General features: G+C 58.1%; 19 protein-coding genes and 1 tRNA gene. 16 read left to right on the top strand and 4 right to left on the bottom strand.

Going from position 1 to position 25,261, the window contains the following annotated elements:
- The first annotated feature begins 2 nt into the window (after nt 1-2).
- The 3 genes from phnL (at nt 3) to BM347_RS05100 (ending at nt 2,510) form a co-directional block, all read left to right on the top strand.
- On the top strand, nt 3-686 hold the full coding sequence (phnL, locus tag BM347_RS05110; protein WP_093915273.1) for a phosphonate C-P lyase system protein PhnL: 684 nt from the start codon (nt 3-5) through the stop codon (nt 684-686).
- The gene (gene phnN, locus BM347_RS05105) at nt 683-1,261 is read left to right on the top strand and encodes a phosphonate metabolism protein/1,5-bisphosphokinase (PRPP-forming) PhnN (RefSeq protein WP_093915272.1); all 579 of its coding nucleotides are present in this window, start codon (nt 683-685) and stop codon (nt 1,259-1,261) included. Before phnL ends, phnN begins: the two co-directional genes overlap by 4 nt.
- 103 nt (nt 1,262-1,364) lie before the next feature.
- Nucleotides 1,365-2,510 carry an alpha-D-ribose 1-methylphosphonate 5-triphosphate diphosphatase gene (locus BM347_RS05100; protein ID WP_093915443.1) on the top strand — a complete coding sequence of 382 codons (1,146 nt, stop codon included), beginning with the start codon at nt 1,365-1,367 and terminating at the stop codon, nt 2,508-2,510.
- 115 nt (nt 2,511-2,625) lie between these two features.
- On the opposite strand, the gene BM347_RS05095 is transcribed toward BM347_RS05100, so the two are convergent.
- Nucleotides 2,626-3,351: a LysE family translocator gene (locus BM347_RS05095; protein ID WP_245764187.1), complete on the bottom strand. Its 726-nt coding sequence runs from the start codon at nt 3,349-3,351 to the stop codon at nt 2,626-2,628.
- Nucleotides 3,352-3,570: 219 nt separating this feature from the next.
- On the opposite strand from BM347_RS05095, the gene BM347_RS05090 reads away from it, so the two are divergent.
- The 10 genes from BM347_RS05090 (at nt 3,571) to cysG (ending at nt 17,529) form a co-directional block, all read left to right on the top strand.
- Nucleotides 3,571-4,155: an ANTAR domain-containing response regulator gene (locus BM347_RS05090; RefSeq protein WP_093915271.1), complete on the top strand. Its 585-nt coding sequence runs from the start codon at nt 3,571-3,573 to the stop codon at nt 4,153-4,155.
- Entirely contained in the window at nt 4,152-5,300 is a 1,149-nt protein-coding gene (locus tag BM347_RS05085) for a CmpA/NrtA family ABC transporter substrate-binding protein (protein ID WP_093915270.1), read from the top strand. The genes BM347_RS05090 and BM347_RS05085 overlap by 4 nt, the downstream gene beginning before the upstream one ends.
- A 245-nt stretch (nt 5,301-5,545) precedes the next feature.
- On the top strand, nt 5,546-6,916 hold the full coding sequence (locus tag BM347_RS05080) for a CmpA/NrtA family ABC transporter substrate-binding protein (RefSeq protein ID WP_093915269.1): 1,371 nt from the start codon (nt 5,546-5,548) through the stop codon (nt 6,914-6,916).
- Between the two features lie 73 nt (nt 6,917-6,989).
- A complete protein-coding gene (locus BM347_RS05075) occupies nt 6,990-8,078 on the top strand; it encodes an ABC transporter permease (protein WP_175498487.1) in 1,089 nt (362 codons plus the stop codon).
- A gap of 43 nt (nt 8,079-8,121) precedes the next feature.
- Complete coding sequence (locus BM347_RS05070; RefSeq protein ID WP_093915268.1) at nt 8,122-9,810, top strand: ABC transporter ATP-binding protein; 1,689 nt, start codon at nt 8,122-8,124, stop codon at nt 9,808-9,810.
- A 4-nt stretch (nt 9,811-9,814) separates the two neighbouring features.
- Nucleotides 9,815-12,253: a nitrite reductase large subunit NirB gene (gene nirB / locus BM347_RS05065; protein WP_093915440.1), complete on the top strand. Its 2,439-nt coding sequence runs from the start codon at nt 9,815-9,817 to the stop codon at nt 12,251-12,253.
- Entirely contained in the window at nt 12,250-12,585 is a 336-nt protein-coding gene (gene nirD, locus BM347_RS05060; protein ID WP_093915267.1) for a nitrite reductase small subunit NirD, read from the top strand. Before nirB ends, nirD begins: the two co-directional genes overlap by 4 nt.
- Complete coding sequence (locus BM347_RS05055; protein WP_093915266.1) at nt 12,582-15,158, top strand: nitrate reductase; 2,577 nt, start codon at nt 12,582-12,584, stop codon at nt 15,156-15,158. Before nirD ends, BM347_RS05055 begins: the two co-directional genes overlap by 4 nt.
- Nucleotides 15,155-16,090 carry a glycosyl transferase family protein gene (locus BM347_RS05050; RefSeq protein ID WP_093915265.1) on the top strand — a complete coding sequence of 312 codons (936 nt, stop codon included), beginning with the start codon at nt 15,155-15,157 and terminating at the stop codon, nt 16,088-16,090. Before BM347_RS05055 ends, BM347_RS05050 begins: the two co-directional genes overlap by 4 nt.
- On the top strand, nt 16,087-17,529 hold the full coding sequence (cysG, locus tag BM347_RS05045; protein WP_093915264.1) for a siroheme synthase CysG: 1,443 nt from the start codon (nt 16,087-16,089) through the stop codon (nt 17,527-17,529). Before BM347_RS05050 ends, cysG begins: the two co-directional genes overlap by 4 nt.
- Here the strand turns inward: cysG and BM347_RS17535 are convergent.
- Complete coding sequence (locus tag BM347_RS17535) at nt 17,489-17,716, bottom strand: hypothetical protein (protein WP_217644006.1); 228 nt, start codon at nt 17,714-17,716, stop codon at nt 17,489-17,491. The two genes, cysG and BM347_RS17535, sit on opposite strands and share 41 nt — an antisense overlap.
- A 394-nt stretch (nt 17,717-18,110) precedes the next feature.
- Here BM347_RS17535 and BM347_RS05035 point away from each other — a divergent pair, with 394 nt between their 5' ends.
- Nucleotides 18,111-19,898: a sensor histidine kinase gene (locus BM347_RS05035; RefSeq protein WP_093915262.1), complete on the top strand. Its 1,788-nt coding sequence runs from the start codon at nt 18,111-18,113 to the stop codon at nt 19,896-19,898.
- A gap of 344 nt (nt 19,899-20,242) precedes the next feature.
- On the opposite strand, the gene BM347_RS05030 is transcribed toward BM347_RS05035, so the two are convergent.
- Nucleotides 20,243-20,317, bottom strand: a tRNA-Asn gene (locus BM347_RS05030).
- An 81-nt stretch (nt 20,318-20,398) separates the two neighbouring features.
- Nucleotides 20,399-21,310 (bottom strand): MBL fold metallo-hydrolase, encoded by a 912-nt coding sequence (locus tag BM347_RS05025; protein WP_093915261.1) that lies wholly within the window; start codon nt 21,308-21,310, stop codon nt 20,399-20,401.
- Nucleotides 21,311-21,355: 45 nt separating this feature from the next.
- Between BM347_RS05025 and BM347_RS05020 the strand changes: the two genes are divergently transcribed.
- Both BM347_RS05020 and BM347_RS05015 read left to right on the top strand, forming a co-directional pair.
- Nucleotides 21,356-22,684 carry an ATP-binding protein gene (locus BM347_RS05020; protein WP_093915260.1) on the top strand — a complete coding sequence of 443 codons (1,329 nt, stop codon included), beginning with the start codon at nt 21,356-21,358 and terminating at the stop codon, nt 22,682-22,684.
- Between the two features lie 495 nt (nt 22,685-23,179).
- Nucleotides 23,180-25,225 (top strand): ATP-binding protein, encoded by a 2,046-nt coding sequence (locus BM347_RS05015; protein WP_245764186.1) that lies wholly within the window; start codon nt 23,180-23,182, stop codon nt 25,223-25,225.
- The last annotated feature ends 36 nt before the right edge of the window (nt 25,226-25,261 follow it).

Raw genomic sequence — 25,261 nt, 5'->3', positions numbered from 1 at the left:
AAATGATAAGTATAGAAAATATTTCAAAATCTTTCGTGTTGCACAATCAAGGCAGCGCTGAAATTCCGGTGATGCAGGGGGCCTCAATAAAGGTGGCTCCGGGGGAATGTGTGGCGTTGACCGGGGCGTCGGGTGCGGGGAAATCCACGTTGATGCGGATGATTTACGGCAATTATCTTACCGCCTCGGGCCGGATCATGATTGGCGATATTGATGTGGCAACCGCCGCCCCGCGCGAGATTATCCAGCTGCGCCGGCGCACGCTTGGCTACGTCAGTCAATTCCTGCGCGTCGTGCCGCGTGTCTCGACGCTGGATGTGGTGACCGAACCGTTACGGGCCACAGGCACGCCCCGCGCGGCCGCTGTTGCGCAAGCCAAGGTGCTGTTGACCCGGCTGAATATTCCCCAACGGCTGTGGCAGTTGAGCCCGACAACCTTTTCGGGCGGCGAACAGCAGCGGGTGAATATCGCGCGCGGCTTTGCCTATTCCTATCCGGCGCTTTTGCTGGATGAACCGACCGCCAGCCTTGATCCGACCAACCGTGCCACGGTGCTGGCCATGATTACCGAGGCAAAGGCGCGCGGGGCCGCGATCATCGGGATATTTCACGATCATGCGGCGCGTGACGAAATCTGCGACCACCAGTTTGACGTGACCCAGTTCACCCCGGGGCTGGCCGCATGAGCGGGGGGCGCTTTATCGCGATTGTCGGCCCGTCAGGTGTTGGCAAGGACAGCGTGATGCAGGCCATGGCAGCCCGTGACGCGCACATCGTGCTGGCCCGTCGCATGATCACCCGGCCAAGCGACGCGGGTGGCGAGGATTTTGATGGCGTAACGGTCGAAGATTTCCACGCGCTGCACGCCGCCGATGCCTTTGCGCTCAGCTGGGAGGCGCATGGACTGCACTACGCCATCCCCGCGGCGGTTGATGCGTATCTGCGAGAGGGGCGCGATGTGCTGGCAAATCTGTCCCGTGCCGTGCTGATATATGCCAAAGACCGTTTTGCTAATTTTGAGGTGATCAATCTGACGGCTGACCGCGATGTATTGGCCGCGAGGCTGGCAGCCCGGGGCCGCGAAACGGCGGAACAGATCGCGGGTCGGCTCGATCGGGCGGATGCGCGCTTGCCCGGTGGCATGACAGCGCTTCATCTCGACAACAGCGGATCGCTTGATCAAACGGTTCAGGCCGCGCTTGACCATCTTTATCCGGATGTAACCGCGCAGGCGGGCAGGGTACCGCACAAGGTGAAATGATCATGAAAACCATCACATATCACCGGATAGCAAATGGCAGCCTCTTCAATCCCTCAAGTTCCCCGCAGATGCCGAACATCTGCCAAACCAGCGTGACATGCCCATGACCCAGCAGACAACTTTCGCCAATGCCCGCCTGATCTTGAAGGACGAGGTCATTACCGGATCTTTGACCATTGCGGATGGCGTCATCACGGATATCGCCCAAGGTGCCAACGTGCCAAAAGGCGCGATTGATCTTGACGGCGACTACCTCGCCCCCGGCTTGGTAGAGCTGCACACCGACAACGTGGAGCGGCATCTGGAACCGCGTCCCAAGGTAAGCTGGCCGTTTCGCGCGGCCATTCTGGCCCATGACCGAGAGCTGGCAGGAGCCGGGATCACAACGGTTTTCGATGCGATCCGGATCGGGTCCATCGTGTCGGACACGGGGGCAGGCTACCCCAAATACGCGCGCCAGATGACCGACGAAATCATGGGGGTCCGCGCGGCGGGATTGCTGCGGATCAGCCACCACATTCATCTGCGGGCAGAGGTGTGTTCCGAAACCCTGATCGACGAACTTGATGAGTTTTCGGAGGAGGACCGCATCGGCATCGTGTCGATGATGGATCACACACCGGGCCAGCGCCAATTTGTCGATATCTCAAAATTCGAGACCTACATTCGGGGCAAGCGGTCCTATTCGGACGCGCAATGGGACGGGTATGTCGATTTTCTCTACGGGCTTCAGGCGCGGCTTGGGGCCAAACATGAGGCCGCGACGGTGGCCGCTGCAAAACGGCTTGGCGCAACCTTGGCCAGCCATGATGACACGACCGTTGATCAAGTCGCCACTAGCCATTCTTATGGCGTGAGCGTGGCCGAATTCCCCACAACTGTCGCTGCTGCCGACGCATGCCGCGCCAAGGGCATTACCACGATCATGGGGGCCCCCAACCTGATCCGCGGCGGGTCGCATTCCGGCAATGTCGCCGCGGCCGATCTGGCGCAGATGGACCTGCTGGATATCCTGTCGTCTGATTACGTACCTGCGGGGTTGCTGATGGCTGCGGTCCAGCTTGGCGATATCTGGGGCAACCTTGCACGCGGGATGCAGGCCGTCACAGCCACGCCCGCACACTCCGTCGGGCTGATGGACCGCGGGGCATTAGAGGTGGGTCAGAGGGCCGACATCATCCGCTTTGCCCTGCAAGACCAGACACCCGTCCTGCACGAAACCTGGAGCGCCGGAAAGCGCGTGTCCTGAGGGGGACTGCGGCTGGACGGGTGTGGTGAGTGGCTTGAGTAGGGAAGGACGGAGGCTTTGGAGGCAAGCTTTGCGGGACAAAGGGTGCATTCGCGGCGCTTGTGCCAATGGCCGCTTAGTTTTTGGCCTCTCGGACACCAGCCCAAACCAAGCTTGCTCCCATTGCTCCAAAAGCTGCGGCGAAAACACCCTCGAACCACCGTGAGAAACGAGAGTAACCGCGCATCGCGACGCCAGTCGAAAAGAGCCACGCATACGTCCCGTATATGACCAAACCCGACAATGCGCCCATTGGTCCGAATGCAAGCACATGCCAAGCGCTCAATCCTTGCCCAAACAGGAAGGACGCGACCGCTGCCCACATCAGAGCAGCCTTGGGGTTGGTCAGCAGAACCAAAACGCCTCGACGCCACGCAAGTCCATTGGTGAGTGAGCGCGGATCAGGTGCAAATGTTGCGCTACCACCGCCCTTGAGTGTTGCGCGGGCTGCCTTGATTCCGAGAAAGAGCAGGTATCCACCACCCACGAACTTTAGGAAAAGAAGTGACAGCGGAAACGCCTCTATCAAAGCGCCAAGTCCTAAAGCCGTCGCTGCTGACCAAACTAGCATCCCCGAAGAAATTCCAGCCACTACGCAGAGTGCGGGTTTCCGTCCCTGTGCCAATCCGACCGATGCGACTGCTGCAAGGTTTGGCCCAGGCGATATCTGTGCTGCTAAGACACCAAGCCATGTAAGTGCATAAATTGATAACATTTCCGTCCCTCCAATTTTCTGTCTTTTAACATCGTCGCTGAGCACCTTTTTCTTGGCAAGGTTATTCCTCAAGAAGCCGCCATTCATGCATGACGGAGCAACCGTCACTATGGGCTCAAACCCGACATCAACACCTAGGTATCTCCCAATTATATCTGCCGACCAAGCCACCCGCACCGCTCCATCCGCGTGTTTCGATGCCTCTACGCGCACAAGCCGCTTAAAAAACAGGCAGCGCAACAAACTTGGCCCCATTCTCCACCCGATTAGATTTCCTATCCGGTACGCCTGCGCTACCCCAGATACGTGAGAAAAGATCTTCGTATTCTTGTCGTCGAGGCTGATACCGCCAAAGCGAAAAACATCATCGACGCGCTGCTTGAGGCAGGGTGGAGCGATGTGCATGCGATTGCCCAAGTGTCGGGTCTTGAACAGTCGATCCTGAAACATGCCCCCGACATCGTGTTGATCGACATGGCGAACCCGGATCGTGACACTTTGGAACATATCGGCGTGGTGTCGGATACCAAATCGCGCGCGGTGGCGATGTTTGTGGATCAGACCGACCAGGATTTGACCCAAGCGGCGCTGGCCGCAGGTGTCAGCGCCTATGTCGTCGACGGGCTGCAAATGAACCGTATCAAATCGGTGATCGAGACGGCGATCGCGCGGTTCCAGATGATGCGGCAGATGCAATCAGAGCTGGAGGCGGCCAAGCAGGCGCTTGAGGATCGCAAAACCATCGACCGCGCCAAGGGTATCCTGATGCGCCGCCGTGATATGTCCGAGGACGCGGCCTATAAGCTGTTGCGCAAGGCGGCGATGGATCAGGGGCGCAAGGTGATTGATGTGGCCCAAGCGCTGGTCACAGCATCGGATCTTTTGACGTGAGCCGCACCGTTCTGAATTGCGGTTATGTGCCTCTGATCGATAGCGCGCCGCTGATCATCGCGCGCGAATTGGGGTTTGCCGCGGAGGAGGGGCTTGACCTTAATCTCGTTCGGCAACCGTCATGGTCCGCGTTGCGCGATATGCTGGCCTTGGGGCATCTGGATGCGGCGCAGATGCTGTCACCGATGCCGGTCGCGATGTCGCTGGGGTTGGGCGGGTTGCCTGCGAAAATCGACAGTCTGATGGGGTTGTCGGTTAACGGGACGGTGTTTGGTGTGTCGCAAAAGCTGGCGGGCGATCTGGGGCCTGTGCCGTTTGGCGATCCGCATGCGTTGCTGCGCGCGCTGGCCGGGCGGGGGCGCGGCCCCTTGCGCGTGGGGGTGCCGTTCCCGTTCTCAATGCACCGGCTGCTGTTGTCCTATTGGACCCAATCCGCCCCCGATCTTGCTGTTGAAGTGGTCACCGTGCCGCCGCCGCGCATGGCCGATGCGGTTGCCGACGGGCATGTCGGTGCCTTTTGGGTCGGAGAACCCTGGGGCAGTGCCATTGTCGGGCGCGGTGTTGGCAGCATTTTGATGGCGGGGCGGCATGTTTGGGGCTTCGCGCCCGAAAAAGTGCTGGCCGCGCGCCATGACTGGATTGCCGACAATCCCGACCCCACGCGGCATCTGATGCGGGCTGTGTACCAATCCGCCCGTTGGCTCGACATTGAAAAGAACAAACCGCTGGCGGTCGAGATTTTGGGGCGCAGCGAGCATCTGAACCTGTCGCAAGAGGTGATCGAGCCTGCGCTTACGGGGCTGTTGACGCTGACCCAAGGTGGCACGCCGCAGAGGATCGACCAGTTTTTGATGTTCCATAACCACGCCGCGTCTTTCCCGTGGCGCAGTCAGGCGGCGTGGATCGCGGCACGGCTGGGCGCGGATGCGGCGGGTATTGAGCGAGCCAAGCAGTGTTTTCGCAGCGATCTTTATCGCGCAAACCTTGGCCCGATTGGCGCAGACTTGCCCGGCGCATCGGAAAAAGTCGAAGGGGCCATTGCCGAAAAGACCGCCGTTGCGTCCTCTCGTGGTCAGATGATTCTGGCCCCGGATGCGTTTTTTAACGGCCGGATGTTTGATTTTTCAGCATCAAGTGACCAATAATTATGCATTTCGCTGCACGGGCACATATATTTATGCGGCGGTGCAGAATATTTGTTGAACCCGTGTTTGGATTGATGAACTCTAGAATTCAACGGTCGGGCACTGCTGCCTGATCCCTTTCCGCCAATGACGGTGGAAACCTTCCAAGAGCAAAGCCGCTCGTAAGAACCACGAATTTTTCGTGATGCTTACGTGCGGCTTTTTGTTTTCGGGGCGCTTCCCCAACCAGACACAGGATATCACAGATGATCAGAAAACTGCCCTTTGTACTCGCGGCGTCAGGCCTGATGGCCAGCGCGGCCACCGCCGAAATGCTTGATCTGGAAAAAGACGAACTGACCGTCGGCTTTATCAAGCTGACCGATATGGCCCCCTTGGCTGTGGCCTATGAGAACGGGTATTTCGAGGATGAGGGCCTGTTTGTCACCCTTGAGGCGCAGGCGAACTGGAAGGTCTTGCTGGATGGTGTGATCGACGGGCAGCTTGACGGTGCACATATGCTGGCGGGCCAGCCGCTGGCCGCCACCATCGGGTATGGTACCAAGGCACATATCATCACGCCCTTTTCCATGGACCTGAACGGCAACGCCATCACCGTCTCGAACGAGATTTGGGAGAAGATGAAGCCGAACGTGCCCAAGATGGACGATGGCCGTCCGCAGCACCCGATTTCCGCCTCGGCGCTCAAGCCCGTGGTTGAGGACTACAAAGACCAAGGCGTTCCGTTCAACATGGGCATGGTTTTCCCGGTTTCCACCCACAATTACGAACTGCGCTACTGGTTGGCTGCGGGCGGTTTGCAGCCCGGCTATTACTCTGATCAGGATATCTCGGGCCAGATCGGTGCCGATGTGTTCTTGTCCGTGACGCCGCCGCCGCAGATGCCTGCCACGATGGAGGCCGGTACGATCTTTGGCTACTGCGTAGGCGAGCCGTGGAACCAACAGGCGGTGTTCAAAGGCATCGGCGTGCCCGTCATCACCGACTATCAGCTGTGGAAGAACAACCCCGAGAAAGTCTTTGGCATCAGCGCTGAGTTCGCCAAAGAGAACCCCAACACCACGCTGGCCATGACCAAGGCGCTGATCCGCGCGGCGATCTGGCTGGACGAAAACGACAACGCGAACCGACCAGAGGCGGTCGAGATGCTGTCGCGGTCCGAATATGTGGGCGCGGATTACGAAGTTATCGCCAATTCGATGACCGGCACTTTTGAGTTCGAAAAGGGTGACAAGCGCGACATCCCTGACTTCAATGTTTTTTTCCGCCACAACGCGACCTATCCTTATTACTCCGACGCCATCTGGTACCTGACGCAGATGCGCCGTTGGGGTCAGATCGCCGAGCCGAAGTCGGATGAATGGTTCGTGGAGACGGCCAAGGAAGTCTACCGCCCCGATCTTTACCTTGCTGCCGCGAAAATGCTGGTGGATGACGGCACGGCCGACGCGGCGGATTTCCCATGGGACAGCGACGGCTTCAAAGCGCCAACACCTGCCGAGGATATCATTGACGGCATCGCTTACGACGGGCGCGCACCCAACGCCTACCTTGATAGCCTACCGATCGGCCTGAAAGGCGACCAGATGATCGTCGACAACCAGATCAAGGGCTAAGCCCTGCGCGCCCTTCGCGGCATTTACCGCGCGGGGCACCCCCCATGTTTGCCCAGAACACAGGATACACCCCATGTCTGTCACCGACCCCGATACATTGTCCGCCGTCACCTTGGACAAAGAGGCCAAGCGCGCCCGCCTTTTCACCCGCATCAACAAGGCTGACAACTGGTTTCAGGTGTTAGGGCTGGCCTGGCTTACGCCGATCCTGAAAGCGGCCGCTGGCGACAACCCAAAGGCGCAGATCGGTGAAGTCTGGCGTTTGCTGGGTGTTCCTGTTCTGGCAATTGTGATCTTCCTGCTGGCATGGGGCGCTTTGGCCCCCAAGGTACAAACCTCGCTTGGGGCGGTGCCGGGTCCGGTGCAGGTCTGGGAGCAAGCCATCAGCCTGAACGCCGATGCCATCCGCGAACGTGAAAAAGCCGCAGCGTTTTACGAGCGTCAGGACGTGCGGAACGCAAAGCTGATCGCGGACGGTCGCGCAGATGACGTCAAACAGCGGGTCTATACTGGCAGGCCCACCTATTACGCGCAAATCTGGACCTCGATCAAAACGGTTTTCTTCGGCTTTCTGATTGCGTCGATCATCGCCATCCCGCTTGGCATCGCGGCGGGTTTGTCGCAGACGGCGAATGCCGCCTTGAACCCGCTGATCCAGATTTTCAAACCGGTCTCGCCGCTGGCGTGGCTGCCGATTGTGACCATGATCGTGTCGGCGGTCTATGCCAGCAATGACGGCATGTTTTCCAAATCCTTCCTGATCTCGGCCATCACGGTCACGCTGTGTTCGCTGTGGCCCACGCTGATTAATACGGCCCTTGGCGTGTCCAGCATCGACAAAGATCTGGTCAGTGTGTCGCGGGTTCTGAAAATGAATACATGGACCAAGATCACCAAACTGGTGCTGCCCTCGGCGCTGCCGCTGATCTTTACCGGACTGCGCCTAAGCCTTGGTGTGGGCTGGATGGTTCTGATCGCGGCGGAAATGCTGGCGCAGAACCCCGGCCTTGGCAAATTTGTCTGGGATGAATTCCAAAACGGGTCGAGCCAGAGCCTGGCCAAGATCATGGTGGCGGTCTTTACCATCGGGATCATCGGCTTCCTTCTCGACCGCGTGATGTACGCGCTGCAATCCATGTTCACCTTCTCGGCAAACCGGTGACCCGCGCTCAAGCAGCGAAGCGGTAGCGCATAAAGGAAAAACCATGAGCATTCTGTCCATCAAAAATGTGAACAAGGGTTTCGGCGTCGGCACCCACCGCGCCGAGGTTCTTAAAAACATCAACCTCGAGGTTAAAGAGGGCGAATTCCTTGCGATCCTCGGGTTTTCCGGCACGGGTAAATCCACGCTGATGAACCTGATCGCGGGGCTTGAGACACCTGATAGCGGCAGCCTGACCTTCAAAGGTGCGCCGATCACAGAGCCGGGGCCGGAACGTGGCCTGATCTTTCAAAGCTATTCCTTGATGCCGTGGTTGACAGTGGGCGGCAATGTGGGGCTCGCGGTCGATGCTGTGTTCCCCAAGCTTTCTAAATCTGCACGGCAAGAGAAGATCGACCACTACGTAAGCATGGTGGGTCTGTCCCATGCCACGGCGCGGCGGCCGGCGGAATTGTCGGGCGGGATGCGCCAACGGGTCGCTGTGGCCCGTGCGCTGGCGATGAACCCCGAAATGCTGCTGCTGGACGAGCCGTTGTCGGCGCTGGATGCGCTAACGCGGGCCAATCTTGCGGACGAGATCCTTGATATTTGGGAGCAGGATAAAAAGACCTGCATCCTGATTACCAATGATGTGGACGAGGCGATCTTGCTGGCCGACCGCATCGTGCCGCTGAACCCTGACGGCACGCTGGCCGACCTGATTGAGGTGAACATCCCGCGCCCCCGTGACCGGATGGCCATGAACAACGACGATACATTCAAGGCGCTGCGGGCCAGTGTCACGAAATACCTGATGGATGTGGGGATCGAGGCGAAGGTCGAAGAGACCAAGACCCTGCCGGGGGTCACGCCCATCCACGCAGTGCCACGTGCGGTGACCGCAGCACAGCACAGCCCCATAGAAGAGCGGTATCTGAATTTCTCACAACTGCACAAAGTCTATCCAACGCCCAAAGGGCCGCTGACGGTGGTCGAGAATTTCGATCTCAAGGTCAACAAGGGGGAGTTCATCTCGCTCATCGGGCACTCGGGCTGCGGTAAATCCACGGTGCTGACCATGGCGGCAGGGCTTAATCCGATTTCCAAGGGGGCGATCCGGCTGGACGGCTGGAACGTGGAGGGCGCAGACCCCGAACGCGCTGTTGTGTTCCAATCGCCCAACCTTTTCCCATGGCTCACGGCCAAGGAAAACGTCGCCATCGGTGTGGACAAGGTCTATCCCAAAGCCTCTCAGGCAGAGCGGCAGGACGTGATCGAATACTACCTTGAACGCGTCGGTCTGGCCGACAGCATGGACAAGGATGCAGCGTCCCTTTCGAACGGTATGAAACAGCGGGTCGGCATCGCGCGGGCCTTTGCGCTTTCGCCCAAGCTGCTGCTGCTGGATGAACCTTTTGGCATGCTCGACAGCCTGACCCGCTGGGAGCTTCAGGAAGTTCTTATGGAGGTCTGGTCGCGCACCAAGGTCACCGCCGTTTGCGTCACACATGATGTGGATGAGGCGATCTTGCTGGCAGACCGCGTCGTCATGATGACCAACGGGCCACAAGCGACGATAGGCAAGATCACGGATGTGAAACTGCCCCGTCCACGCACGCGCAAAGCGCTGCTAGAGCATCCCGATTACTACACCTACCGGCAGGAGGTGCTCGATTTCCTAGAGGAATACGAGCATGGCAACACCTCGAAAAATGCCAAAGCCGCATCCCCAAAACCCATCGCAGCGGAGTGATGATATGAAACAGAAGCTGATTATTATCGGGGCGGGGATGGCCACCGGACGCGCGCTTGAAACCTTGCTGGAAACCGCGCCGGACGCCTATGAGGTGACGCTGTTCAACGCCGAACCGCGCGGCAACTATAACCGCATCATGCTATCGCCTGTATTGGCGGGCGATAAAACCTATGCTGAGATCGAGACCCATAGCGCGCAGTGGTACAGCGATAACAACGTAACCTGCCGTTTTGGCGAAAAGATTGCCAACATCGACCGTGCCGCCAAAACGGTGACGGCGCAGAATGGCGATGTGCTGCCCTATGACAAGCTGATGTTTGGCACCGGGTCCACCCCCTTTATCATCCCGCTGCCCGGTCATGATCTGGAAGGCGTGATTGCCTACCGCGATCTTGAGGACACCGAACGGATGATGTCCCTAGGACCGGACAACACATGCGTTGTCATCGGTGGTGGTCTGCTGGGGCTTGAGGCGGCGGCTGGCATGGCCGCGCGCGGTGTTGATGTGACTGTGGTGCATATCATGGGCCACCTGATGGAGCGTCAGCTGGACGAAGCGGCGGGATATCTGCTGCGCAAAGCCCTGGTTGATAAAGGCATCACCATCAAATGTTCGGCCAACTCAAAGGAAATACTGGGCACAGACGGTCACGTTCGCGCTTTGCTGCTGGATGACGGGACCGAATTGCCTTGTGATCTGCTGGTTATGGCCGTGGGTATCCGGCCCAATGTGGCATTGGCGTCCGAGGCCGGGTTGGCCGTGGGGCGCGGTATTCACGTGGACGACCAGATGCTGACATCAGACCCTGATATTCTTGCGGTCGGTGAATGCGTCGAACATGACGGCGCGATCTTTGGTCTGGTGGCCCCCTTGTATGATCAGGCCAAGGTCGCCGCCCAAACCCTGCTGGGCACCCATGCAGCATTCGCGCAAAAAGAACTGTCGACCAAGCTCAAGGTGACGGGGTGTGATCTGTTCTCGGCGGGTGATTTTGCCGATGGGGAAGGGCGCGAAGATATTGTGTTCCGTGATCCCGCCCGCGGGGTCTACCGTCGGTTGGTCATCGAAAATAACATCGTCATCGGGGCGGTGATGTATGGCGATACCGCCGACAGCAACTGGTTTTTCGGCCTGATCCGCGACAAGACCGATATCAGCGACATGCGCGATACGCTGATCTTTGGCCCGGCTTATCAGGGGGGAACCCAGCTGGACCCGCTCGCAGCCGTTGCAGCCTTACCGCGTGATGCGGAAATCTGTGGTTGCAACGGCATTTGTAAAGGTCAGATCGAAGACGCGATTGCCGCAGGCGCGGGCGATCTGGCGGCGATAAAGGCGACCACCAAAGCATCGGCATCCTGTGGCACCTGCACGGGGTTGGTCGAACAGGTTTTGGCCGTCACGCTGGGGGATGATTTTGTACTGCCCGCCGCTGCGTCGATCTGTGCCTGCACCGACATGACCCACGAGGACGTGCGCCGCATGATCAAATCGCAGCGCCTGACCTCAATGCCTGCGGTCTGGCAGGAATGCGGCTGGAAGACCTCCTGCGGCTGCCATGTGTGCCGTCCTGCGCTTAACTTCTATTTGCTGGCCGATTGGCCGCTGGACTACGCCGATGATCCGCAAAGCCGTTTCATCAACGAACGCAAACACGCCAACATCCAAAAGGATGGTACGTTCAGTGTCGTACCGCGTATGTGGGGCGGGATCACCACACCGGACGAACTGCGCGCGATTGCCGATGCAGCGGATAAATATATGGTGCCCACGGTCAAGGTGACCGGCGGGCAACGGATCGATCTGCTGGGGGTTAAAGGCGAGGATCTGCCGGCAATCTGGGCCGATCTGAATGCTGCCGGAATGGTGTCGGGATACGCTTACTCCAAAGGGCTGCGTACCGTTAAGACCTGCGTAGGCACGGATCATTGCCGCTTTGGCACCCAAGACAGCACCGGCCTTGGCATCAAGCTGGAAAAGACCCTGCACGGCGCGTGGACACCGCATAAATTGAAACTTGGCGTGTCGGGCTGCCCGCGCAACTGCGCCGAGGCGACGTGCAAGGATATTGGCATCATCTGTGTCGACAGCGGCTTTCAGATCAGCATCGGCGGTGCGGCTGGTATGGATGTCAAAGAGACCGAATTGCTGATGCAGGTCGCGACCGAGGACGAGGCCATCGCGGTGATCAAGGCCGTTACCCAGCTCTATCGTGAAAACGCCAAGTATCTGGACCGTATATATAAATGGATGGCCAAGGTGGGGCTGGACTGGATCAAAGAGCGTATCCAGGACGATCTGGACGGGCGCGCGGCATTGGTCAAACGGTTCGAGTTAAGCCAAAGTATCTATCGTCATGACCCGTGGGCGGCCCATGCCAAAGACAAGGCGGCAAGCTATCAGCCGTTGGCGCGCTTTGATCTGGAGGCGGCGGAATGAGCAAGTGGATCGACATTGCTGCCCTAGAGGATATTCCAAAGCGCGGCGCACGGGTGGTAAAAACTGCGCAGGGCTGTGTCGCCGTGTTCCGCACCGCCAGCGATGAGGTCTTTGCGCTGAATAACAGTTGCCCGCACAAGGGCGGCCCCTTGGCCGAAGGCATTGTGCATGGGGCGTCCGTCACATGTCCGCTGCACAATTGGGTGTTTTCGCTGGAAACCGGCTTGGCGCAGGGCGCGGATGAAGGGCAGGTGGGTACCTATCCCGCACGCGTCGCGGGCGGGCGGATCGAGCTTGATGCCGCATTTCTGGCCGCACGGTCTGCCGCATGAGCCTGACACGCACCACCTGTCCCTATTGTGGCGTCGGATGTGGTGTGCTGGCCGGAGCCGATGGCACCATCAAGGGCGACCCGGACCATCCTGCAAACTTTGGCCGCCTGTGTTCCAAAGGCTCGGCGCTGGGCGAAACCATTGATCTGGACGGCCGCCTGTTGCATCCGCAAATCGGGGGGCAGCGGGCTACGTGGGATAGCGCGCTTGATCAGGTCGCGACCAAGTTCAGCGACGCGATCCGCGACCACGGCCCTGACAGCGTCGCGTTTTATGTGTCGGGTCAGTTGCTGACCGAAGATTACTATGTCGCCAACAAGCTGATGAAAGGCTTTATTGGGTCGGCCAATATCGACACCAATTCGCGCCTGTGTATGGCGTCATCCGTGGCAGGGCATAAACGGGCTTTTGGCACTGATACCGTGCCGGGCACTTATGCTGATCTGGAAGAGGCTGATTTGATCGTGCTGGTCGGGTCCAACCTCGCATGGTGCCATCCGGTGCTGTACCAGCGCATCGTCGCGGCCAAGCAAGCCCGGCCCAATATGCGCGTCGTCAACATTGATCCGCGCAGAACGGCCACCTGTGATCTGGCCGATCTGCACCTGCGCGTGGCACCGGATGGTGATGTGGCCCTGTTCAACGGTTTGCTGACGTATCTGGCGGACCACGGCCAGCTTGATATGGCATATGTCACCGCGCATGTGGGCGGGTGTGAGGCAACGCTGGCGGCGGCGAGGGCCAGTGACCCGCTGCAATCAGGCGCTGCCCCCGAAGACATCACGCAGTTTTTCGCGCTATGGGCGGGCACGAAAAAGGTCATGACCGTCTATTCCCAAGGCGTGAACCAGTCACAATGCGGCACCGATAAGGTCAACGCGATCCTGAATTGCCATCTGGCGACAGGGCGTATTGGCAAGCCGGGGTGCGGCCCGTTTTCGGTCACCGGCCAACCCAATGCCATGGGCGGCCGCGAGGTCGGTGGTCTTTCGAATATGCTGGCAAATCACCTTGATATTGAAAACGCAGACCACCGCGACACCGTGCAAACCTTCTGGAACAGCCCGACGATTTGCACGCAGGCCGGTTTTAAGGCCGTCGATCTGTTTGACGCCTGTGCGGCTGGCAAGATCAAGGCACTGTGGGTGATGTCCACCAATCCTGCGGTCTCAATGCCGAACGCCGAGAATGTCGCGCAGGCGATCAAGAACGTACCCTTTGTGGCCGTCTCGGACATTATGGCGCGGACGGATACCGGCGATTTGGCCGATGTGCTGCTGCCCGCGACGGGATGGGGCGAAAAGGACGGTACGGTCACCAACTCAGAGCGGCGGATTTCGCGACAACGCGCCTTTCTGTCCGCACCAGCCGAAGCGCGCCCCGATTGGCGTATCATCAGCGATGTGGCCGCGCGCATGGGGTTCGCCGACGCCTTTGCCTATGACAGCCCCGCAGATATCTTTGCCGAATACATCGTGCTGGACGCTGCCACACGCCCCTTTGCCCGTGATCTGGACCTGAGCATTTTCGCCGATGCCGATTATGCAAAGCTGGTCCCGACCCAATGGCCACGCAACGATGTACGGTTCTTTGCCGACGGGCGGTTTTACCACGCGGATGGCAAGGCGCGGATGTTGCCTGTGCAGGCACCTGTGGCGCAGCAAACGGGTCTGACCCTGAACACGGGCCGTAACCGCGACCAGTGGCACACGATGACGCGCACCGGAAAATCGCCAAAACTGGGCGCGCATTTGGCAGAGCCGTATCTTGAGATACATCCCGTTGATGCCGCAGAGATCGGCATCGCCCATGGTGATCTGGTCGAGGTGCACAACGTGCAAGGCCGCAATATTCTGCGGGCGCTGGTCACCGATCGCGTCGCATCGGGGCAGCTTTTTGCCCCCATGCATTGGACCCGCCAGACGGCGCGGGGGGCGACGGTCAATGCCCTTGTGGCACCCGTGACCGACCCGTTTTCCGGCCAACCTGCGTTAAAGCGGGGGGATGTGTCTGTTCAACCGTTTAAGGCAGAATGGTACGGGTTTCTGGCGTGTTTGCATCAGCCCGAGGCCCATACACCCTATGCCGCGATTGCGCGGACGGCGACTGGCTGGCAGGTCGAAATGGCAGGCAGTGAGGCCCCAGACAGCTGGACCGAAATGCTGGGCGGCATGATAGGTTTATCCAACGCGGAAACATCTGTTTTTGAAGACCGCGCGGATGGGACCATCCGTGTCGCGCTGCACCGCGAGGGCGTGATACAGGCCGTGTTCTTTGCCGCCCGGACACCGGTGATCCTGTCACGTTCCGCCGCGATTTCACATGTAGGGACAGTCACGCCGCCGCTTGAGGCGTTGGCCGGACGGATGCGCCAAGATCAACCCGATCCGGGTGTTGTTGTCTGTGCGTGTTTCAACGTGGGACGCAACACTTTGCAGGCGGCGGTAACCGCTGGTGCATTTTCGGTTCAGGCCCTGGGAGAGATCACATGCGCAGGCACGAATTGTGGCTCGTGCAAACCTGAGTTAGCTGATATTATTGAACAAAACACAGTTCCGGTGGCCGCAGAATGACCCTCGCCTCCTTTGTCAGAATCGTCGCACAAGGCAAGGGTCGCGCCCGCGCCCTGACGCTGGCTGAGGCTCAGGAAGCGATGAGCGTGATCCTTGAGGGACGTGCGGCACCCGAGGCAGTGGGTGGTCTTCTTATGGTGCTGCGCTTGCGGGGGGAGGAGCCACAAGAAATTGCCGGTTTTACGGCGGCTTTGCGGGCACATGTTTCGGGGGTGCTGCCTGCTGCCGATCTGGATTGGCCCAGCTATGCCGCGGGTCGTAGCCGTGGCGCGCCGCTATACCTGCTTGCGGCGCGTCTGGTGGCACAAAGCGGCGTGCGGGTTTCAATGCACGGGCATAACGCGTTTCAAAATGTCACGATGACCCCGCAAGACATGCGCATGCTGGCCGGGCCGCAGGTTTGCTATGATCCACTGACTGATCTGTGCCCCGAAGCCTTTGCCTTGCTGGGTTTACGGGCTGATCTGGGTTTGCGCTCTTGCATTAATACGGTGTTGCGGATGTGGAATCCGTCCCGTGCAACAGCCACTGTTCAGGGCGTATTTCATCCCTCATACCGCAGCCTTCAGGCACAGGCGGCCGAGATGTTGGGGCAGCAAACCCTGAGCATTATCAAGGGCGGCGGCGGAGAATTCGAGCGGCATCCCTCCAAGGATATTGTCTGTTTCGGCCTGCGTTCGGGGCAGCATATCCAGCACAAAGCGCCCGCGCTGCTGTTGGAAACCCGCCGTTTGCACGAAGAGGATGCGACGGTTGATCCCATGGCGCTTTGGCAGGGCGAAACGCGTGATGCATTCGCCCAAGCGACGGTAACAGGCACTGCGGCACTTGCCCTGTGGACCCTCGACCCCGACGCAACATTGGCGCAGGCCCAAGCCAAGGCGGATGCGCTGTGGTCGAACCGCGCCGCATATGAAGGATGCCTCGCATGAAAACCTTTCCCATGTTTATCAAGATGGCGGGCCGTCGGGTCGTGATTGTGGGCGGCGGCGAACAGGCCGCGCAAAAGACGCGCCTGATGCTCAAGACCGACGCGCAGATCGTTGTGCTGAGCGACATGCTTGACGACGAGCTGGCAGCATTGGCGGCCTCTGGCCGGATCACGCAACAGCGCGGCACCATCAGCACCCGCGATTTTGAACAGACAGCATTGGTTTTCATTGCGACCGGATGCCCCGGGGCAGACAGCGCGCTGCACGGCGTGGCCAAGGCTGCGGGGGCGACGGTGAACGTGGTCGATCAGCCTGCCTTATGTGATGCGATCACCCCGTCCATCGTGGACCGTGACCCCGTTGTGGTCGCCATTGGAACAGAGGGCACGGCCCCGGTTCTAGCGCGCCAGATTAAGACGCAGGTCGAACAGATGTTGGAGCCTAATCTGGGTGATCTTGCGGCCCTTGCCGGACGGCTGCGCGCCAGTGCCGCGCAGCGTCTTGCGCCGCGCTTGCGCCGTGATCTGTGGCGTTGGGTCTTTGGCGATGCACCGCGCCGCAAATACACAAGCGGCGGCGTGCGTGAGGCTGCGCAGATGATCAAGCAGGCGATCGCTACGGGTGATTTCGAACACGACACCGGCGGAAGCGTCGCGTTGGTTGGTGCTGGCCCCGGTGCCAAAGACCTGATTACCCTGCGCGGGGTACAACGGCTGCAAGAGGCCGACGTGATCTATTACGACCGCTTGGTTGATCCCGAAATCCTAGAGCTGGCCCGAAGAGATGCGCAACGTGTCTATGTCGGCAAGCGGCCCGGATGCCACAGTTGGCCGCAAGAGAAAATCACCCAAACGATGCTGGCCAGCGCAAAATCAGGCGCGCGCGTGGTTCGGTTGAAGTGCGGCGATCCCGGCGTCTTTGCCCGCAGCTTGGAAGAGATTGACGCCCTGCGCGACGCCGATATTCCGTTTGAAATCGTCCCCGGTGTGACTGCGGCCTGCGGTGCTGCAGCGGCCGTGGGCCAGACGTTGACGGAGAGAGAGGCGATTGACACGCTGATTCTGACAACGGGGCATTTTACGGACGGGTCCGCGATACCCAACGCGGTTAAAAACCTTAGCCCCGGCAGTTGTGTGGCGCTTTACATGGCGGTCGCTGCGGCACCGGCGATTAGCACCTACCTGTCCGCTCGGCATGCGGCAGACCAGATCAGCGTTACCATCGTCGCACATGCGCAAACTGATCGGCAGATCGTCGCCACATGCGATGTCGCGTCACTGCCTGCGACGCTTGCACAGCACGGCATAAAAAACACGGCGACGCTGCTGCTGAAACTGCGCAAAAATACGGTGCCGGTAAATTCTGCTGTGCCGCCTCATACGGCAAAAACCGCGGCGTTCAGGGTGGCCGAGGGTGCAATGGCGCATGTGACACCGTAGGCGTGATCTGGAGCGCCAGACTGACAATCAGTAACCCGGGACATGCCACCGGCCCGACCAAGGCCGTCTTGACCGAAACCAGAACCGAGACGATGACCAGCACCTTGAGGGTCAGCAGGTAAAGCGCATCAAAGCCCACGACCGCAAGCGTCCGGATGTGGTTTCGCGTGATCTTCTGAAATAACAAGGCGTGATTTTTCGTGCCTTTCGATCTGGATTTAGGCGTCTGTGCCCGCAGCACTTTAACAGGGTCGAACATCAGCCGCGTAGAGCGGCACTTTTCCCATAAATCTAACAGCGTCACGTAGTAAGAGGACGTATTTACGCCTTAATTTGAGGCGTGTGAGGCAGGGGCGCATCGCTATCGTGGTTAAACAACTTGAAATTGAAATTTTGTCACCTCCATGCTTGGCGGAAGTTATGGACCTGTGATACTAAAAATTGGTACGATAATTACTCGAGACGGTGCTACGGCAAGCGGCCTGCTATCCTCTTGGCGGCGTCAAATTTTAACCACAACCGCGTGATGTTTATCGCCTGAAAAATTTAGGTTTAGGCAGAGAAGGTGATGACTTGTTTTGATGACTTGCTTTGCTGACATCCTCATATCCCCGATTTTCTTGGGGGTTCTTGGCGTAAGCGCTGTGGCTGCCTTTGTCATGGTCTGGATGTTGAAGTTCCAGCGGTTCAGCGCAAAACCTTACTATGCAATGGCTTTTGTGGCTTTGATCTGGACGCTGATCGTTGTCGGGGCAGAGGCCGCATCTGATGATTTTACCTGTCAGTATAGATTCGCCATTTCGGCGTGGTTAGGTAATGCCACGGTGCCTGTTGCTTGGTGTTTCTTTATCTTTGGCTATATCGACAACGCGCCGTGGGTCGCGAAGCGGTGGGTCTATGCAGTGCCTGCTGTCATAACGGCTACTGTCTTTGCCTTGGCAGCGACAAACCAGTGGCACCATTTGGTCTATGCTGATGGGACAGGTATGTGGCCAGGGCAAGATCATGTGACTTATGTTCACGGTCCCGGATTTTATGTGATCATCGCGACCCTGTATTCCTTCGTAATGGCGACACTTTGGTGCCTTTTACGCGCCTTTACCCGCTCAAGGTTTTCCGCTTGGCCGTTTTTGGGGGTGTTGGTGGCGGTTACGATAACGCCGTTGGTCACGAATGCGGCTTATGTCATGTTCGGCTTTACGATTTTCGGCCTCGACCCCACTGCGTTTATGTTCACATTCGCCGTCGTCGCCTTTAGCTCGCTGCTGGTGACGAACAAAACCCTGGACATGGCCACGGTCGGACCGTCAATCCTATTCGACACGATGAGCGAACCTGTCGTTTTGATCGACCGGACCTACAACATCGTACAGATGAATTCGGCCGCGAAACGCAGCGGATTACATGACGGGTCAGGGCACCTACTGAAGGAGGTACTAAAGAACATCGAACGTTCGAATACCTCGGAAGAGGTTGAAAACCTGGAGATCAGCGACCGGTTTTATGAGCCGAGAATTCAGGAGGTCGCAAGCCCGCTGGATCCCGCGCGGGCCATCCTTGGGTGGAGCATCACTTTCGTTGACATCACGGACCGGATCGCCATCAGCGCGGAGCTGGAACGGGCCGTCGAAGCGGCGGATCAGGCAAATGAGGCCAAAGACGAGTTTGTATCGGTGGTCAGCCATGAAATGCGGACCCCGTTAACCTCGCTGACGGGCGGGCTGGCGCTGGCGCTGAGCGACCGTTTTGGCGATGTGTCCGCCCCGTTGAAATCCCTGCTTGAGATTGCGCATCGCAACGGCCGGCGGTTGTCGCGGTTGGTCGACAATATCCTGCTGGCCCAGAAAATCGACATTGGTGCCCTGCCTTTGGATACAAAACGTGTCGATCTGGGGGGGCTGCTGCACGAAAGCCTTGAAGAAAACAAGATGTTCGCCTCGACGCGGGGCGTGCGTTTTGTCACCAAGAAAAACGATACCACGGCCTTTATTGTCGGAGATGCTTTTGCCCTGCGCCAGATCGTCGATAATCTGGTCTCGAACGCCATCAAGTTCTCAAAGGAAAATGGCGTGGTCGAAGGCGCGCTGATGATCGATAACGGGCGTGCCAGATTGTCGATCAAGGATTCCGGTCGCGGCATCCCCGAAGGTATGGAAAGCCAGGTTTTTGGGCATTTTGAACAGGTGAAAAGCAGCGGGCAATCCTCGACCCAAGGCTCAGGGCTTGGTCTGCATATCTCCAAAAAACTTGCCCAACAGATGTCGGGGGATGTTTTCTATGACAGTGAGGTCGGTGTCGGCTCGACCTTCCATGTCGAATTTGCCTTGGTTGATGAAGGCGATACCGAACCGGCGCAGCTGGCTGGGTGACATAACTCGCAGAGAATGAACGTGGCTGGCTAACATGCCTGCGCTAAAGGGATGATATCTTCGCCGTCGAGTGCATTTGTTTGCGGGTCGGCTAGCCGACTTGTCCAACATTCTTACGGGGGGCAGGCATTGCTGCCGACCGTCTGACCTCAGAACCCCAAGCCCCGACAGATATAACGTTTCGGTTCAGGTAGAGTTTCAGTGTCGGGACAACAATAAGATCTAGAATTCCGGACAATTGGGCATAATTCACACCGGACAATAAGTCCGAATGCGGTCGTTCCAAAACAGAAAAGGGCGAACCCTAAGGCTCGCCCATTCTACATAACTATCAAGTAGTTAATTGGCTCCGACGGTAGGGATCGAACCTACGACCAATTGATTAACAGTCAACTGCTCTACCGCTGAGCTACGTCGGAACGGTCTGGGCGATATAGCAGTGGTGTTTTGTGCCGTCCAGTGGGTTTGAGCAGTTTTTTACAGCTTTTTCGAAATTGATTTCAGATCAGCTTGAATTCGGCGTCAGCGGATAGGGTTTCAACAGGCGTCACTCGGTTTTTTCCATTCAGATCAACAAGGTGAGCAAGGACATTGCGAGCTGCCGCCCCCAGAAGAGCGGGCGGTGTCTGGGTGTAAATTTGCGCCGCGAGGGCCTGTGCGGTGGCCGGGCCTGCAGCGAGAGCATCCAAAATATCTGCCTCTCTGGATTGGCGGTGCCCGATTAGCCAGGCCAAGCGCCCGGCAGGATCGTCGATCTCGGCCCCGTGACCGGGGTAAAATGTCCGCCAGGCACGTTTTTGCAGACGGGTACACGAGGCCATGAAATCGGTCAGGTCGCCATCAGGCGGCGACACAAGCGAGCTGGCCCAGCCCATCACGTGATCGGCCGTAAAACAAGCATCCTGCCACCCGAGACTGATGTGGTTGCCGATGTGACCGGGGGTGTGAATAACCTCGAGCGACCAGTTGTCGCCGGTGATGTGGTCGCCGTCCTGCACAATCTGGTCGGCGTGGAAGTCTTCATCAATGCCTTCGCCGCCCCCGATCTGTGCGCCTTTGGCCAGTTGGGTCATGACGTCAGAGCGGCCCGCCGAGGCATCGCCAAAGGCCAAGATCGGCGCGCCGGAGGCCTGAGACAGATCGCGTGCGAGAGGAGAGTGATCAAGATGGGTATGGGTGACGATGATGTGGCTGATGTGCTGGTCTGATCCGACGGCAGTCAGAATCGCGTTTAGATGTGCCTGTGACGCCGGGCCGGGATCGATCACTGCCAGAGCGTTCGTGCCAAGCAGATAGGTATTGGTGCCGCGATAGGTCATGGGAGACGGGTTATCGGCCACAATTCTGCGCAGGCCGGGCTCTAGATCCTGGGCGATCCCTACGGGCGGGGCAAAGTCATCGGGGGGCAGCATGGTTTGGCCTTTCGTAGGGGCGGGTGTCTGGCTAAGGTCTACAACATGTTCTTTATGTGGCTCAAACGATATATGCCCCGAGGCATCTATGGGCGCGCGGCGCTGATCTTGCTGTTGCCGGTTGTGATTTTACAGCTGGTGGTGACGGTGATCTTTGCGCAGCGCAACTATGAAGGGGTGACTACCCAAATGACCACCACGGTGCTGCGCGAGGTGGCGCTGGTGCTGGACGTGGTCGCGGATGCCCCGTCGCCCGACGACATTGCGCCGATGGTCACAGAACGGTTGGCCCCTTTGATGATGCGGGCGACGCCGGTACCCTTGGATGAGGTGCCCCGCCAGAACAGCCTGTCTTGGTATGATTATTCGGGCCGCGTGATGATCAAGCTGTTCAGGACCCGGTTGTCCGGGTTTCTGTCGCTTGATCTGAGCGATCCGGACCTTGTGTATTTGTTCGCCGACACAGATAGGGGGCCGATCAAGATCAGCTTTGACCGGCGCCGCATTTCGGCGGCGAATCCGCACCAGCTGTTTGTCTACACCTTTACCTTCGGCTTTCTGATGACGTTGATTTCATTCGTATATCTTCGCAATCAGCTGCGGCCGATCAAACGTTTGGCCCGCGCTGCCGAAGCGTTCGGGCGCGGCCGCCATATTCCGTATACCCCCGCAGGGGCCGTAGAGGTGCGTGCAGCGGGCAGTGCGTTTGTTGACATGCGCGCCCGGATCGAGCGGCATATTGAGCAACGCACATTGATGTTGTCGGGGGTGAGCCATGATCTGCGCACTCCGCTGACGCGCATGCGTCTGAGCCTTTCGATGATGGACGACGAAGACACCGGCCCCTTGCTGCAGGACGTCGATGATATGCAGCGGATGTTGGATGAATTCCTTGATTTTTCCAAAGGCACTGCCGAGGGCGAGTTTGAGAAACTGGACCCGCATGTATTGCTAGAAACCGCTGTGGCTGAGGCGCAACGAGCGGGGCGTAATGTGACCTTGCTTCCCGCCGAAGGGACCGGGTCGGGGACAGTGCGTTTGCGCAAGGTGGCGATCTTGCGGGCAGTGGATAATCTGATCTCGAACGCGGTGCGCTATGGCTCCAAGGCCGAGGTGTCCGTCATGCTGACCGACAAGACGATGCGTATCCGTGTGGAGGATGATGGCCCCGGTATTCCTGAGGCGCGTCGCCATGAGGCCGTGCGCCCGTTTTCGCGGTTGGATTCTGCGCGCAGCCAGAACCAGGGTGGCGGCGGCGTTGGCCTGGGTCTGGCCATTGCCACCGACATTGCCCGTGCCCATGGCGGCGTGCTGCGCTTGGGGGTGTCTGAACGCTTGGGCGGCCTGCGGGCCGATATCGTCATCGCTCGTTAGGTCCATTTGCATCCGCAAAAGTAAATACACTCCGAAACGGGCGGAATGTGTTTTGGGATACGGCCTAGTAAATGCTATAACTTTGCCAATGGTATGAAATTTGCGGCTGCTTTGAGGATTTATCTCTCGTGTTATGGTTGCAAATTTTGTGAATTTGGCCTTTCAATGAAGCGGTATTGTTGGGGTGTGCGCCGGACCGCTGGAGATGTGGGAAACGTTCTTTTTGCGACGATCTGCTAGGTATTTGAAAATACTAACAAATCGGGTTGTTAAATGGAACGAGATGCGCATTATCTTTTCAGTCAGGATCGTGCCGGAAATGCGCCCAAAATTTGGCGGATATCGGCGTGATGGTGAAGGAGGGGGCTAAGGAAACGAGAAGATCGTCAGTCAAGCCAGATATGACGGCAGAGTTTCCATAGCCGATACAGGGAATGTTGAGAAAAAATGATCGATAGCGTCAAAAATTATCTAGCTTCAAAGTCGTTTCTTTTGATGGCTGTAATTGTGATCGGTAGCGTGTCGGGCATCGGCTATACCATCATCAAACTGGACCGTGACAGCCACCTTGCATCGGTGAAACGCGACGTTGAAAACGGGCTTTATGCGACGGCTGAACAGGTTCAGCAGCGGTTCTTTGAGACCGTTCTGACTGCGAAAAGAATTGAAAATATTCTAAGCATTTCCGGCGGCGCGGTTGATACGCAGGTCGTTAATATTGTCACAAAACTGCAAAAGGATTCCCCCACGATTGTCGCCGTGGCTCTGGCCCCCGGACTTGAGGTCACGCATAGTTTTCCACTGAGCGATGATGAGACCGCGATTGGTTTGAAATACTGGCAGGTGCCGGAACAGATGGCCAGTGTGGCGCGGGCGTACCGGGGGCAAAGTGCTGTGGTGGACGGGCCGCTGTCGCTGCTGGGCGGCGAGATGGGTTATATCCTGCGTTACCCCGTGTTCCTACCGCTCCCTGATCGCGATAGGGACCGGTTTTGGGGGATTATTTCGATCGCGATCAGGGCGGATAGTTTGTTCAGCTCGGAGCGTCATGACTTTGGCGACGCCTCGAAATATCTTTTTGAATTGAACGAGATACCAGCCTCTGGTGTGCCTGTGGCGACCGCTGGGAACGGCAATCAATCGTGGCGTTTTGAACCTGTTGTCGTTGACTTTAGCATGTTGGGCAACAGGTGGCAGGCCTTGGCACGGCCGACGGCTGGATGGCCATCATATTCACCGCAAAGCAGCTATCTGGTGGCGTTCTCGTTGTTTTCTGCCGTGGTTCTGTTGGTCGTCTTGTCGGCCTATCGCAGGCTTGCGTTGAAAAAGGACGATGCGCATGCGCTGCTGGCCGAAGCGGTCGGCTGTATCAGTGAAGGGTTCATCGCCTTTGATGACAAAGAACGGCTGATGATCGTGAACCAAAAATATCTTGATTACCACGCCAATATTGCTGATCTGGTGGTCCCCGGCATGACAATGGATGAACTGGTTCGCATTGCCGCGACGCATCAGGCGGCACCGTTTGTCCCCGAGGACCGTGAGGCATGGATTGCCGACCGGATGGAAAATTTCCGTAATCCCGGTGAATCCTTTCTTCAACAGATCAGTGACGATCTCTGGCTCAAGGTTACAGAAGCCAAGACCCCACATGGCTATACGGTGGGGATATGGACAGACGTGAGCGCCGAAAAACATGCGCAAGGTGTTGCCGAGGCCGCGGACCGCGAAAAGACTGATTTCTTGAATAATGTATCCCACGAGTTGCGCACGCCGCTGACGGTGATTTTCGGGCGCGCGACCTTTATGCGCAACAGTGAAAGACTGCCGCAGTCCAAAAAACTGACCAAGGCGATCAGTGCCGATGGCCCGCCAACCCCCGCGGTGACGACGGCGATCAATAAGTACCAGGACTTTATTTCAGAGCAGGGCGCAGGCATTGCGGATTCCGCGCAGCATATGATCCGTCTGGTCGAGGATTTGCTGGATTGGACAAAGGTCGCCCGCGGCAAGTTGGAGCTGGATATGCAGCTTTTGCAGTTGGATGAACTGGCGGCGTCGGTCGTTGAGGATTTACAGCCCAATGCCGAAGCAAAGGGTTTGGATTTAAGCTATGCAGGTGACAGTTCGGCCGAGGCAATGGCTGATAAGGTCAGGCTCAAGCAAATTCTGTACAACCTGATCAACAACGCGATTAAGTTCACCGACAAGGGATCAATCCATTTGGAGATGACCAGAGAAAACGGGCAGATCGTTTTCAATGTCACAGACACCGGGCATGGTATCTCGGAGGAAAATCTGGAACGTGTTTTTCAGCGTTTTCAGCAGGTTGACGGATCTATGTCGCGTAAAAGCGGCGGCCTTGGCCTTGGGTTGGCAATTTCCGAGCAACTGGCCGCGCTCCATGGTGGTACCTTGTCGCTGACCAGCAAAATCGGTCGCGGCAGCACTTTCACGCTTAAGATGCCAAGCAGCGAGCGTGCGGATCAGGGCAGTGAGGGGGCCGGGCAAACCAGCATCACCATCGAGAATGTCGCCTAACAGCAAAGGCACTCTCGGGCGGGCCCGCTCGCTAGA

Origin of the sequence: Sulfitobacter marinus (assembly GCF_900116285.1) — a bacterium.
GTDB lineage: Bacteria > Pseudomonadota > Alphaproteobacteria > Rhodobacterales > Rhodobacteraceae > Sulfitobacter > Sulfitobacter marinus.
The sequence above is the reverse complement of the archived record's forward strand: the minus strand, read 5'-3'. Positions and strand labels throughout refer to the sequence as shown.

What these genes read in the sequence shown, in the direction of transcription:
- phnL (WP_093915273.1), top strand. Translation starts at nt 3, where the DNA reads ATGATAAGTATAGAAAATATTTCAAAATCTTTCGTGTTGCACAATCAA.
- phnN (WP_093915272.1), top strand. Translation starts at nt 683, where the DNA reads ATGAGCGGGGGGCGCTTTATCGCGATTGTCGGCCCGTCAGGTGTTGGC.
- BM347_RS05100 (WP_093915443.1), top strand. Translation starts at nt 1,365, where the DNA reads ATGACCCAGCAGACAACTTTCGCCAATGCCCGCCTGATCTTGAAGGAC.
- BM347_RS05095 (WP_245764187.1), bottom strand. Translation starts at nt 3,351, where the DNA reads ATGAATGGCGGCTTCTTGAGGAATAACCTTGCCAAGAAAAAGGTGCTC.
- BM347_RS05080 (WP_093915269.1), top strand. Translation starts at nt 5,546, where the DNA reads ATGATCAGAAAACTGCCCTTTGTACTCGCGGCGTCAGGCCTGATGGCC.
- BM347_RS05075 (WP_175498487.1), top strand. Translation starts at nt 6,990, where the DNA reads ATGTCTGTCACCGACCCCGATACATTGTCCGCCGTCACCTTGGACAAA.
- BM347_RS05070 (WP_093915268.1), top strand. Translation starts at nt 8,122, where the DNA reads ATGAGCATTCTGTCCATCAAAAATGTGAACAAGGGTTTCGGCGTCGGC.
- nirB (WP_093915440.1), top strand. Translation starts at nt 9,815, where the DNA reads ATGAAACAGAAGCTGATTATTATCGGGGCGGGGATGGCCACCGGACGC.
- nirD (WP_093915267.1), top strand. Translation starts at nt 12,250, where the DNA reads ATGAGCAAGTGGATCGACATTGCTGCCCTAGAGGATATTCCAAAGCGC.
- BM347_RS05055 (WP_093915266.1), top strand. Translation starts at nt 12,582, where the DNA reads ATGAGCCTGACACGCACCACCTGTCCCTATTGTGGCGTCGGATGTGGT.
- BM347_RS05050 (WP_093915265.1), top strand. Translation starts at nt 15,155, where the DNA reads ATGACCCTCGCCTCCTTTGTCAGAATCGTCGCACAAGGCAAGGGTCGC.
- cysG (WP_093915264.1), top strand. Translation starts at nt 16,087, where the DNA reads ATGAAAACCTTTCCCATGTTTATCAAGATGGCGGGCCGTCGGGTCGTG.
- BM347_RS05035 (WP_093915262.1), top strand. Translation starts at nt 18,111, where the DNA reads ATGACTTGCTTTGCTGACATCCTCATATCCCCGATTTTCTTGGGGGTT.
- BM347_RS05025 (WP_093915261.1), bottom strand. Translation starts at nt 21,310, where the DNA reads ATGCTGCCCCCCGATGACTTTGCCCCGCCCGTAGGGATCGCCCAGGAT.
- BM347_RS05020 (WP_093915260.1), top strand. Translation starts at nt 21,356, where the DNA reads ATGTTCTTTATGTGGCTCAAACGATATATGCCCCGAGGCATCTATGGG.
- BM347_RS05015 (WP_245764186.1), top strand. Translation starts at nt 23,180, where the DNA reads ATGGCTGTAATTGTGATCGGTAGCGTGTCGGGCATCGGCTATACCATC.